Source organism: Brucella sp. GW823-FHT04E01 (assembly GCF_058796175.1).
The window spans coordinates 666,556-679,421 of the sequence record NZ_JBXAIK010000002.1 but is presented as its reverse complement, the minus strand read 5'-3'; the positions used below and the strand labels follow the sequence as shown (position 1 = coordinate 679,421).

Below are 12,866 nucleotides of genomic sequence, written 5' to 3'. Positions count from 1 at the left end.
AAGAACAGTATCCAGGTATGGGAATGATTTATTCATAGATTTCCAGAAATCGACGGCCATCAACGCCGGATATTATTTTGTCGGCGCGAATTGCCTGCGTCAGGAAGCAAGTTAGATGTGGAAGGGGACATCGTTGAAACCAGGGCGACAAAAAAGTGGAAATAATGATCAGCATGAAGTGAGCTGGCTTCGTGGAGGCCGCGTCGGCAAGTACAAGGGAATAGTTGGTGGTATAGCGCCTTGTGAAACAGGATTTATTCAGTCACTCACCGGCGTTTCAGTGCTGTCCGCGGCAGCATTTGCATCAATGTTCGGCTGGTCATCGCCATCAATGGCAGGTGACTGCGTTCCGTCGGGTTCTGATACCTGGAGCTGTTCGGGTGCCGCCTCGAGCACCGGTGGCGATGCTCCGGTGAGTATTTCTTCCCCTACACAGGCAACAGTTATCACGCAGCCAGGCTTCGGTGTATCAACTGTTGGAGAAGCGATCAGGGTCGACGCAATCGGCGGAATAACTCTGACTGATGGAAATGCTTCATCCATCACGTCCTCTGGTGGTCAGGGCATTTTAGCGATCAACGATGGAACCGGCTCGGTTGCCATCACCTCGAATGGCCGCACAACCGGAACAGAAGGCATTTACGTCACCAATTACGGTACCGGCTCAACTACAGTCACATCATCAGGCACGGTGACGGGGACATCCGGTGACGCTATCTACGCAAGCAACGAAGTTAACGCGACAGATTTGATCGTCAGTCAGACTGGTGGGACCATCTCTGGTGCGGACAACGGAATTCACACGGTCCATGGTGGCGTCGGCGCGACTGTAATCGGTGTCGCCGGTGAAGTGAATGGAGCAGGCGACAATGGTGTGTGGGCGCTAAACTCATCCAGCGCAACGAACATTACCATTACACAGGATGCGGATAGCACCATAACCGGTTACACGCATGGCATTCGCGCCGATAACTGGGGTACCGGCGCCGTGACGATCACGACGGCCGGAATTGTAAACCAGACCCAGACCGGCGCGACCAATAACGACACCTACGGTGTTTACGCCTACAATGATGTTTCAGCGACGGATATTAGCCTTATCCAGACGGGAGGATCGGTCTCCGGCAACTGGTTTGGCATGTACGCCAATAACCGCGGTACCGGAACAACGACGATCGTCAGTTCCGGAAACGTAACAGCAACCGTCCGAGCCGGCCTTTATGCCTTTAACGCCAGCACAGCGAAGGACTTGGTCATCCAGCAAACGTCCGGATCGGTCAAAGGCGGTACCTATGGTGTTTTCGCAGACAATGCGGGAACGGGTTCGACTGCAGTTACGTTGTCCGGCGACGTGACTGCTTCCGGTGACTACGGGGTCTTTGCACGGAACAGCAGCAGCGCCACCGATCTGAGTGTAAAACAGACGGCGGGCTCCATTGCGGGTAAAACCGGTATCCTAGCCTGGAACAGGGGTACGGGCGTATCATTGGTCAACGTCGTTGGCAAAGTTAGTGGTGGGGCCGGTTCGGGCATCCAGACAATTGCAGCGAATGGCGCAACAATCGACATTGCGGCTTCGGCGGCCCTGAACGCATCATCCGGGATTGCCATTCGTGATGGAGGTGTTGCGGGTAATCCGGTTGCATCAGATACGGTCGGCGGCAATGTCACAGTCAACAGCGCTGGCACTGTAACCGGCGACGCGATACTCGGTCTCGGCAATGACACCTTTAATCTGGCTGGTGGAAGCTATACCGGTAATATTTATGGCGATGACAGGGACGACCCTCAGAGCAACGACGGTATCGCCAACCATGAAGGCAATGACACATTCAACTGGACAGGCGGCAAGTTCGCTGGCGGCTTCTACGGCCAGGATGGTTCCGATACCGCAACTGTGAGTGCATCGACCTATGATGGTTCGCAGGTGCTGGACGGCGGCGATGACACCTCTGTTGCCGACGGCATGATCGATACACTTACGCTCAAGGGCGTGACCGCGACCACGAATGGCGGCAAGATTGCCAATTGGGAAGTCGTCAAGCTGGACGGGGCCAATTTGTCGATCGATGACGGAGCATGGCATGTCGGCGAACCGGATGAAGGAACGACCGGTGTGTTCCTGAATATCGGTTCTACACTCGACGGCATGGCGTCGCTCGACTTCGACGGCAATATGACGATTGCTTCGACCTCCACTTTTGTCGGTACCGGCGACGGAGCCGGAGTTTACTCGTTTAGCGGCGATGTAACCAATGCCGGAACCATCACCACGGTCGATGATGCCGTCGGCGATGTTGTGATAGTCGGTGGCAACTACAACGGCAATGGCGGACAGATGCTGTTCGATGTTGCGCTCGGCGACGACAGCTCCAAGACAGATATGATCATCGTCAATGGCGATACATCGGGCACGACAAATGTTGGCGTCAACAATGTCGGTGGAACCGGTGCGAAGACCAATGAAGGTATCCGAATCATTGAAGTGAACGGTGCGTCCAATGGATCGTTTTCGCTCATTGGTGATTACACGGTCGGTGGCAAGCAGGCAGTGGTTGCAGGCGCTTACGCCTATCAACTCTATCAGGGCGGCACTTCAACCCCGACTGATGGCAACTGGTATTTGCGTTCCCAATTGACAGATCCATCAAATCCGTCAACGACGCCGACCAATCCAACAACGCCGACGGCTCCACTTTATCAGGCTGGTGTGCCTACTTATGAAGCCTACCCGCAGGCATTGCTTGGCCTGAATGGCGTGCCTACGTTGCAGCAGCGCGTTGGCAATCGCTTTTGGGCCGGCAATGGTAACAAGGTTGTTGCGCAGGGCGCTGACCCGGTTGGAACGCCTTATGCCGCTCCGGAAGAAGCTGGCGTTGCAATTGAAGGCAACGGTGTATGGGGCCGTATCGAAGGCGCCCATAACAGCATCGAACCGCGTTTCTCGACGTCGGCTACCGATTACGACCAGAATGTCTTCAAACTCCAGGCCGGTATTGATGGACTGCTGACTGAAACCGAAAACGGCAAGCTGATTGGTGGAGTAACAATCCATTACGCCCATGGCAAAACCGACATAAACTCCGTTTACGGCGATGGCGAGATCCGTACGGACGGTTACGGTTTTGGCGGTACACTGACGTGGTATGGCGAAAACGGCTTCTATCTCGACGGTCAGGGACAGGTGACGTGGTACACGAGCGATCTGAATTCCCTTCTTGCCAACACAAACCTGACGGATGGCAATGACGGCTTCGGCTATACCCTCTCGCTGGAAGGTGGCAAGCGGATTGCCATTGACCCGGCATGGTCCCTCACCCCACAAGCACAGCTGGTCTATTCGAACGTCGATTTTGACGCATTTACCGACGTTTTCGGTTCACGTGTCAGCGTTGATCGCGGCGAGAGCCTGCAGGGCCGTCTCGGCCTTACACTTGATCATGAGAACTCATGGCAAAATGACAAGGGCTTGCTTGACCGGACCCACGTCTACGGCATCGCCAATCTCTACTATGAGTTCCTTGAAGGAACTAAGGTCGATGTTCAGGGAGTGAGCTTTGCCAGCCGCAATGACCGCGTTTGGGGCGGTCTTGGGATTGGCGGTACCTATAACTGGGATGATGACAAGTATTCGATCTATGGCGAGGGCCTTGTCAACACCAGTCTCAACAACTTCGGCGACAGCTATTCTGTCAAGGGAACAGTCGGCTTTCGTATGAAATGGTAAAATAGTCAGCGGTGGCTGATGTTGACGCCCGAACGTATTCAACATCAGCCATCGTGACAGACCGCTGTCAGTCCGCCCTCTTTTAACTGACAGCGGTCTCCCGATTTATTCAAGACAGCGTAGCCGGAAACAGCCTCCGGGTTGCCTGTAGATAAAAAATTGAAGGGGTCGCGTTAATGGTTGATCATTCCATCAAAGATAAAACCGTTCTTATAGCTGGCGGCGCGAAAAATCTTGGCGGACTCATTGCGCGGGATCTCGCCAAACACGGCGCCAGGGCAATTGCGATTCACTACAACAGCGCGACGAGTAAGGCCGATGCCGACGCTACGGTAGCCGCAGTGAAGGCATTGGGTGCACAAGCAGTCGCCTTTCAGGCAAACCTCGTCACAGCAGGGGCGACCGAGAAGTTGTTTGCCGACACTATTGCGGCAATTGGCAAGCCAGATATTGCTATTAATACCGTCGGCAAGGTTTTGAAGAAGCCAATGGCCGAGATTTCGGAAGCCGAATACGACGAAATGTCTGCGGTGAACGCCAAAGCCGCTTTTTTCTTCATCAAGGAAGCCGGCACACAAATCAATGACAATGGCAAGATCTGTACGCTCGTTACCTCCTTGCTCGGCGCCTACACGCCATTCTACTCCAGCTATGCCGGCACAAAAGCTCCGGTCGAACATTTCACGCGGGCAGCTTCAAAGGAATTCGGAGAACGCGGCATTTCAGTGACCGCTATCGGACCTGGCCCGATGGATACGCCGTTTTTCTATCCTGCTGAAGGCGAGGACGCGGTTGCCTATCACAAGACAGCTGCTGCATTGTCGAATTTCTCGAAAACAGGACTAACAGATATTGAGGACATAGTTCCCTGGGTACGCCTTCTGGTCTCTGAAGGCTGGTGGATGACCGGTCAGACCATTCTGGTCAATGGGGGCTACACGACCAAGTAGTTGTGGCAACGGACATTGGTACCGTCTGGACTGAAGAATGCATGACAACAAGAGGTTGGAACAGGACATGAAACGTTTAGCGACTGCGGGTTTCCTTATCCTCGCAATAATGCAGTCGTCGGTCGCATACGCCGACCTGAAAGCGGCAGACCGCAGACTGAATGATCTCTATAGCCAGGTAATCAACTCTCTGCCGGCCTCAAATCAAATGCAGCTCAAGGAGAGCCAACGCAACTGGATCAAGTATCGCGACAGTGAGTGCCGATATCAGCAAGTAAACTATGCGATCATGGTTTCAGAAGCAGATTGCAAGGAAAATCTAACACGCCAAAGAGCTGATCTCCTTAACCACCAACTAGGCTGGCTGAAAAAGAAGGCCGACGAGGCTGACACCGAATCCTCGACAGAATGCAGACAGGAGATCGGTGCGAAGGCAGCAAACGTTCTTGTTAATCAATGCAAGGAGATCTCACCTGCAACGCACCCGCCGTGTAATGCAAGCAATTCGTGCGACATGATCAGGGATGAAATCAAGCGTGGTTGCAGCATGGTCGGTGACAAGAAGCCACCTTACTGCCAGTAGAAATGGCCTTTCAATCCGTCTGCGAGAGCTCTTCCGCTCGCCGGTGTTTTGGGAAAGCGGAGCCGGCAGATCAACTGATGAAGCGTAACAATGCATAGTTCTTGACCATACGTTCTTTTTTCGCTGCCAATACTATCTGACTGCATCCTAAGAAGGCCACATTAAATGATCAATTCCTCGTTGGAATGGTCCGTTCCATTATTGATCCTTTTTTGCGGTACTGGTCTGATTGTTGCAGGCCGGTTTGGAGTTCAGACCACCCGTTGGGGTGTCGGACTTTGCCTGCTTGGAACCGGCTATGGCTTCATGCTTATCCGTACCGAAACATTCTCGGCGATTAAACCGCTGTGGGAAGACGCGCTGATCCTGACTGGCGTCCTCATTTGCTGTCGAGCACTTACAGAACGCTTCAAACCTGGTAACGTTCAAGCTCTGGATTGGCTCGTTGCAGGCTTATTCCTCTGCACAGCCGCCCTATCACTAATACTTTACCAAAGCGTACGGCTAGAGACTTTATCGATACTTGTAGGCACAGCATCGCTGATATTAATTTCTCTTTGGCGTGTAAAGTCGCTGAAGAAGACGGCTTCTGACAAGATATTTATAGCAGCATTCATTATCATTGCTTCTTCAATTATATTCCAATGTATATTCTACTTATCATCGAACGACATTGAGGGCCCGATTGGCTCGTGGAGCAACTCATTCCCAGGGGTCATGGTTCAGTATACAGGTCTTTTTGGCGGCGTCTTGACGACCTTTGCGATTGTCATCGCAGCTGGCGTGGATGCAATTCATCATTATCGTGAATTGGCTCACACCGACCCACTAACCCAGGTGCGTAACCGAAGAGGTATGCAGGCATTTATAAGTTCGGTTCACCTTGACCAAGGAGCGCGCGAACCAATGACAATTGTCCTGGCAGACATTGATCACTTCAAGATGGTGAACGATCGATTTGGCCATCACGCCGGCGATATGATTATAGTTGATTTCGCTCAACTGTTACAAAAATGGGCAGGGCGTGGAAGCTGCGTGGCCCGTTTGGGTGGTGAAGAATTTGCAATTTTGTTACCTGGAACCTCCATGCACATTGGAGTCACGCTAATTGAGGCATTGCGGCTGGAGTTCGCTTCACGAAAATGGCCTCATATATCTGCGCATCTCCATCTGACCGCAAGTTTTGGCTTAACAACGGTGGAACAAGGCGAACCGTTCAACTCTGCAATCACGCGTGCAGATACGAATCTTTATAAAGCCAAGCAGCGGGGAAGAGACCGTCTTGTAGAGGATAAAGCAGCATAATTATTGGTGTCGGTCGCGTACTCCTGCTTCACCCGTTTTGTGACGGAAAAAAACATTATGCTTCCGACGATAGCGGCGTGGCGCGACCTGATAGAAATTGTAAACAGCTCCTCCAGAGCTGATTACTAGAGTCATACGGGCCTGAAATTCCGCGTATATGCCCAACGGCTCCCTGACGGTTGCCAGGGAGCTCTGATTCAGACAATTTAGTGGCATTACAGATGAACGCCCGGCAACTTGCTACTGGATAAACAACCCCACGCCCGGTGCGATCGGCAGACCGAGTTCCATCCAGAGGATAAGGAACAACAACCACGAGACAAGAAAACCAAGTGCGACGGGGATTGTCATCGACGCAAGCGTTCCGATACCCGCATCCTTTTGATACCTCTGCAAGAATGCGAGGCAGACCGCGAAATAGGGGCTCATCGGCGTCACGATATTGGTGGAGGAGTCAGCAATGCGGAAAGCTGCCTGGATCAGTGCCGGTTCGAAACCAACCAGCATCATCATCGGCACGAAAATCGGTGCCATCAAGGACCATTGTGCAGACCCCGACGTGATAAACAGGTTCATGACGGTAGCCAGTACGACAAACGATACCAGAAGCGGAATGCCGCCAAATCCGCTGGCATCGAGCATGTGAGAGCCACCTACGGCGATCCACTCCCCCAGGTTTGTCCACTTGAACCAGGCAAGGAACTGCGAAATGGCAAAGAACAGAACCAATGTCGGTGCAAGCTCCTTCACTGCTTCTGCCATGAAGTTTATGCCGTCTTGTGAAGTTTTGATTTTACCGACAGTCCGGCCATAGATCCAGCCGAGGAAGAGGAAGAATATGGCAAAAATAGCCACTGCGCTTTCCAGGAATGGTGAAGGTACCAGTCCACCATTTTCATTGCGAAGCGGAGATCCGGCTGGCACTACGGCTGCGACTATAATGGCTATGAGTGCCAGGGTTGCCCAACCAACGCGCTTCAACCCTTTCAGCTCCAGTTCACTGACAGGATGAACATCGAGCACCACACTACCACGATAGGTACCAGCCATAGGTTCAACAATTCGCTCGATGATGAATGCGCCAACAATTGAAAGTATGATCGCTGAGGACGCAATGAAATAGTAGTTGTCGATAGGCGATACGTATGCGTTTGCATCGACAGTGTGTGCAGCACTTGTTGTAATGCCTGAAAGTATAACGTCTGCTGGCGTGATCAGCAGGCTCGCATCATAGCCAGCTCCGACAGCTACATATCCTGTCACTGCACCCACCAGAGGATTCCGGCCCATTGCCTGGAAAATCATCGCTGAAAGCGGGATGAGGATAATATAGGCCGCATCAGACGCAACGTGGCTGCACATGCCAACCAGAAAAATGACGAATGTAGTCAGATAGCGGGGGGCTTTCATCACGCTGACCTGCATCAGTGCAGCAATAAGACCTGTCTTGTCCGCAACTCCGATGGCAAGCATAATAACGAGCACCACACCGAGTGGTGGAAACATCACAAAATTCTTGGCCACGGTGGTCAGAGCAAATACCAGTCCTTCGCCAGACACGAGGCTTTTGACGGTGACGCTTGCGCCGGTTTTCGGATTTACTCCTGATACGCCGTAGATTGCCAGAACCCATGATAAAAGCGCGACGACAACACAAAGAGATGCGAAAAGGATGACGGGATGCGGCAGTTTATTGCCCGCCCGTTCGATCGCATTGAAAAAACGTTGCATATTAATTCTTCCCTTCCAGGCCCTGTACTGTCCGATCCCCACCTTGTAATGCGGTTCCTCCCGACGGCGCAGGGTCGGCATCATGATGAATAGCTTCAAGCAGAGGGGTTAAACCGCGACCTGAAGCCGGCTTTTCAAGGATTTGTTTTGAGGCGCTGTTCAGCGATTGCGACGAACATGCCCGCTGCCACCGGCAATATCTCGTCGCGATAGTTGTAATGCGGATGGTGGAGGTAGGCGCTATCTTCACCGTTACCGACAAAGAAGAAGCAACCGGGAATCTTTTCCAGATAGAATGCAAAATCTTCCGCACCCATCGTGGGCAATTGATACATGAAACCGGCGTTTTCAGCGCCGACGGTCTCGACGGCAACCCTTATTGTAAAGTCCGTCTCATCGCTGTCATTGACGACGGGCGGAATCCGCATTGTCTGTTCCAGTCTGACGCTTGCACCATAGGCCTCGCAAGTCTGCGTAACGACCCGGCGAAGTTCCCTATCGATTGTCGCTGCGGCTTCAGGCGAGCCATCGCGCGTGTTGATCATCATTGTTGCCTGGCCTGGAATGACGTTGTGGCTGTTGCCGCCATGGAACTGGGTGACGGTAACGACACCTGATTCCAACGGTGACACGCGTCGAGCAATGACACTTTGCAACGATTGAATAACTCCTGCTCCGATAAATACCGGATCGATGGCCAGGTCCGGACGGGAAGCATGACCACCCTTACCCGTTATGGTGACCTCATAAAGGGAACTTCCACCCATAGCAGGTCCAGCCTTGGCAAAGACCCGCCCTAAGGGGTAACCGGGCCGGTTATGATATCCATAAATGGTCTCGACCCGGTCCAGTGCACCTTCTTCGATCATGCGTGCGGCCCCGAGGCCGCCTTCTTCTGCTGGCTGAAACAACAGCGTAATCCGCCCAGAAAGATGCTCATGATGCCGCGCAAATCTGTCCGCCGCCAACAACAGCGAAGCGGTATGTCCGTCGTGGCCGCATGCATGCATTTTGCCGGGTGTCTTCGAAGCGTAAGTCAAACCTGTTTCTTCCTGGATAGGCAATGCGTCCATATCGGCACGAAAGCCGATTGAGGAGCCGGGGCGCCCTGTATCAAGGATGGCAAGTACCCCCGTCTGGGCGAGCCCGGTTTTGACCTCATAGCCGCGCTGTTTGAGGAATTCAGCGACCAGATGGCTCGTTGCATGTTCCTCATACTTGAGCTCGGGATTGCTGTGCAATTGTTGGCGAATAGCCGTTGCATCGGCAATCGCCTCACTGGTGAAAACAGACATTAAAACCTCCCTAAAAGCGAAATATCGGGACGTTAAGGCCCCTCGATCCTCAGTTCAGGCTTGATATCAAGCGGATAGACATGCCACAATTTCATAAATTAGTTCATATCGTTGCGTTTTTGGCAAAGCAGAAAGGCCGTTATGCAGCACATTGCCTTGCGCTATTTTCTGGAAGTAGCCCGAACAGGCTCGATAACCGAGGCCTCCGCACAGTTGAACGTCTCGGGCTCAGCGATCAGCCGCCAGATATCACGACTGGAAACCGAACTCGCTGTGGAACTGTTCGAACGCAGACCGCGCGGTATGGTTTTAAGCCCAGCAGGCGAACTGCTGGTCAAGCATGTCAGGCGTATCGCACTGGATACCGAACGCGCTTTGGCTGACGTGCGGGAAATGCGCGGTCCGCAGCGCGGGCTAGTGCGTGTCGCAACTTACGAGGGCTTCGCGGTCGATCGCCTGGCGCGTATCATTGCTGATTTTCGTGCGCAGTTTCCGGGCGTTCTTTTTCATGTGTGGGTGGGAAACTCGTCAGAAATTTGCGAACGCGTCAATGAAGGCAATGCTGATATCGGCATTACCTACAGTTATTCCGCACCTGCCGGGGTGAAGATCGAGCGTATTGTCAGAAGGCCGATGTACGCCCTGATTCCACGTTCCCATCCGCTGTCCGGTCGGAAACAGGTTACACTTGCCGATTTGTCAAAAGAACCGATGGCCATGCCCGACAAGGGCCGAACCCAGCGTCAGCTCATCGACGCCGCTCTGGCCACCAAGGGACTGGCAATGGATCCCGTTTTCTCCACCAACTCGATGGCAACCCTGAAGGTATTCGCCTTCGCCGCGGAAACGATTATGTTTTCCAGCTCAGCCGGTAGTAAGGACAATACCCTTCCGGAAAACATTGTTGCCATTCCTGTAGTTGACGAGACCATGAAGGCCAGTGTGCTGCAAATCGTAACCATGCAGGGACGAAACCTTCCGCGAAGCATTGCCGCATTTCTGGACTTCCTTGGTCAATCGGTGATTGAGCGCTGATCGTGGCTGGAGCAAGAAGGACGACACCCATTAATTTCCGGCTTAGCTTTCCAACTCGTCGCGAAAGTAAATCTCCGTAGCCCTGAAAGAACCGTCAATTCGCCTGCACTGAACCACGATATCAATGGCAATCTTAAGTGACGAAAGCACTTCAACGCGCTCAAGAGCACGTCCCGCCTCCGATTCTTTGACGAGGGTGGCGAGTTGCTCGAATGCGAGTTGTGTCGATCCGGCATGAACGGTGGTGATCGAGCCGGGATGTCCCGAGTTCACGTTTCGGATATAATAAAATGCAGTGCCATCCCTCAATTCCTGCAGAAGAATACGGTCCGGTCGCATGCGAAGACAGGATTCCAGAAGTTCGCGGGGACCGACCCCGGATAGCCCCTGCCCGCCCTTCGAATAGAACAGACGCACATGATTGGGCTGAGGAATAACCAGCTCTGGTGTGTCCTCGATCGAAATCACTCGTTCGTGCTGGGGGATGTGTTTGATCAGAGCCTTTGCAAGGGTTGTTTTGGCAGAACCCGTAGCGCCAGAAATTACGACATTCTTGCGGGCAATGACGGCGTGCTGCAGAAACAACTTATATTCGCCGTTGCGGTATAACTCCGCCAGTTTGGTTTCCGATCTTGAACAGGCTGCGCCTGTGCTTCTCGCTTCGGAAAAGAAGCCATTAGCTTCCAGGTCCTCAAGCGCGAGGTCCACCGATGATGGCTTGCGGATCGTGATGCTGACCGTGGCATTCGTGGTAGCAGGCGGTATGACGATTTGAATGCGTTCATCGTCTGGAAGCGTCGCCGAAAGAATTGGCCGCTTTTCATCGATAGACTGGTTCGAGAATGTAGCAACGGCCCTTGCAAGACGCATGAGCCTTTCGAAGGTCAGACCCGGTGCATCATGGGAGCACCATCCATCGGGTCCTTCTGTCAGTACCTGCCCAGGCTTATTGATAATCACTTCATAAAGCGACCTGTCCTGGAGAAAGATTGCAATTGGTGACAACAGTTCGCGAACGACTGCCGCATTCGTGCTATCCATCCTTTACTACCTTTACTTCGTCACCACTTTCGCTTCCGGCTTGAAATCACCCAACACAGCCCGATCGAAGATGCGCTTCTTAGGTTCGGTAACGCGAAGGCGATAAACATCCGAAAAATCGAGATCACGAGCCACGAAGATGGCGACGATCTCGCCCTGGTGCTTGTTTAGCGTTGGGGGAATATCGATCGACTTCTCGACTGCGATTGCCGCTGCTTGCTGACCGGCACTCATGGTGTCTTGCGCTTCGACACCGCTATTCTGCAGACGACTGTTGGCATAGCTGGTTGCGTCGCCCACAATCGACAAAAGCAACGCGCTTCCAAAGCGTTCCCACCAATGCCTATCGATGTGGCCATCGAAGCCAGAGCGTCCAAGCGCGTCGGTCGCGGGAGATGCCAGCGTGATGATCACTCCTTCGGGCGTCTTCGCTCTATTCCACAAAACGAGCAATCGTTTCTGGCCACGCTGAAGCCCTCCGCGGTACTCTCCAACGACCTGCGTCCCTTTCTTCATCAATACCACCCTGCCATTGTCGGAAAGTACGTCTCTATCAATGACGCAACTCGTGAAACCTGGTTGATCGGAAGCGAGTGCGGTCTCGAGCACGCAAGGAATGGAGTTTCCCATCGCGACGATGAAATTACGATTGCCAAGCGTTCCTGCGCGTGCGCCTTCAAGACGTGTCGGTCGCAATAGACTATCGAACCGTTGCTCATCGTTGCTCACCTGGCCCTGGCTCATCGCGTTGCTATCGAGCGGCAAGAAGTTGCCATCTATCGATTGTGCCGGATTGTCACCGGCTTGCCGTACCGGTGACTTACCCTGTTCCCGGCTATAGGCCAGAACGGGTGCCCGACGTGCGGAATCGAGCAGCTTGTCTTCTATTTCCGGAACTGGCTCCAATGTGGGTGTTGGAAGCACCGTCTTTGGCGCAGGCACAGGCGCAACTGGCTCCACCTTCTCCTTTGCTGGCTCAAAAGCGTTGGTTTGGCGAATGATCACACGCTCAGGGTCGGTACGTTGATCCTTGTTGTCCTTTCCGGAAGTAGACCAGATGGCAAAGCCGATAAACGCCACTACTGCGAGTGCAATCGCGCCGCGTTTGACAACCGGATTGCTGTCGATGCGCTGATCGGTGATCGTCTCGGTGCGCTCACCGGGGATACGGGCTTCTTCTTCGTCTGCCATGTTTTCCC

Annotated in this window: 9 protein-coding genes; 5 read left to right on the top strand and 4 right to left on the bottom strand. The window is 53.2% G+C overall.

From position 1 onward, the window contains the following. Positions 1-307 precede the first annotated feature (307 nt). From AC1RHM_RS08605 to AC1RHM_RS08590, 4 genes are all read left to right on the top strand, one after another. Complete coding sequence (locus tag AC1RHM_RS08605; protein WP_492332517.1) at positions 308-3,727, top strand: autotransporter outer membrane beta-barrel domain-containing protein; 3,420 nt, start codon at positions 308-310, stop codon at positions 3,725-3,727. A 176-nt stretch (positions 3,728-3,903) separates the two neighbouring features. Continuing rightward, the gene (locus AC1RHM_RS08600) at positions 3,904-4,677 is read left to right on the top strand and encodes an SDR family oxidoreductase (RefSeq protein ID WP_151665415.1); all 774 of its coding nucleotides are present in this window, start codon (positions 3,904-3,906) and stop codon (positions 4,675-4,677) included. A gap of 67 nt (positions 4,678-4,744) precedes the next feature. Then, a complete protein-coding gene (locus AC1RHM_RS08595) occupies positions 4,745-5,260 on the top strand; it encodes a lysozyme inhibitor LprI family protein (protein WP_479884631.1) in 516 nt (171 codons plus the stop codon). 165 nt (positions 5,261-5,425) lie between these two features. Further along, positions 5,426-6,565: a GGDEF domain-containing protein gene (locus AC1RHM_RS08590; RefSeq protein ID WP_151895782.1), complete on the top strand. Its 1,140-nt coding sequence runs from the start codon at positions 5,426-5,428 to the stop codon at positions 6,563-6,565. A gap of 240 nt (positions 6,566-6,805) precedes the next feature. Here the strand turns inward: AC1RHM_RS08590 and AC1RHM_RS08585 are convergent, their stop codons facing one another. Next, positions 6,806-8,380, bottom strand: coding sequence for an AbgT family transporter (locus tag AC1RHM_RS08585; RefSeq protein ID WP_246683448.1), 1,575 nt, complete (start codon positions 8,378-8,380; stop codon positions 6,806-6,808). 50 nt (positions 8,381-8,430) lie between these two features. Further along, positions 8,431-9,591 carry a M20 metallopeptidase family protein gene (locus tag AC1RHM_RS08580; protein WP_151612675.1) on the bottom strand — a complete coding sequence of 387 codons (1,161 nt, stop codon included), beginning with the start codon at positions 9,589-9,591 and terminating at the stop codon, positions 8,431-8,433. A gap of 141 nt (positions 9,592-9,732) precedes the next feature. Here AC1RHM_RS08580 and AC1RHM_RS08575 point away from each other — a divergent pair, with 141 nt between their 5' ends. Then, positions 9,733-10,626 carry a LysR family transcriptional regulator gene (locus AC1RHM_RS08575; protein ID WP_151895781.1) on the top strand — a complete coding sequence of 298 codons (894 nt, stop codon included), beginning with the start codon at positions 9,733-9,735 and terminating at the stop codon, positions 10,624-10,626. Positions 10,627-10,668: 42 nt separating this feature from the next. On the opposite strand, the gene virB11 is transcribed toward AC1RHM_RS08575, so the two are convergent. Both virB11 and virB10 read right to left on the bottom strand, forming a co-directional pair. After that, complete coding sequence (virB11, locus tag AC1RHM_RS08570; protein ID WP_025091591.1) at positions 10,669-11,667, bottom strand: P-type DNA transfer ATPase VirB11; 999 nt, start codon at positions 11,665-11,667, stop codon at positions 10,669-10,671. Between the two features lie 12 nt (positions 11,668-11,679). After that, on the bottom strand, positions 11,680-12,858 hold the full coding sequence (virB10, locus tag AC1RHM_RS08565; RefSeq protein ID WP_151895780.1) for a type IV secretion system protein VirB10: 1,179 nt from the start codon (positions 12,856-12,858) through the stop codon (positions 11,680-11,682). Positions 12,859-12,866 lie beyond the last annotated feature (8 nt).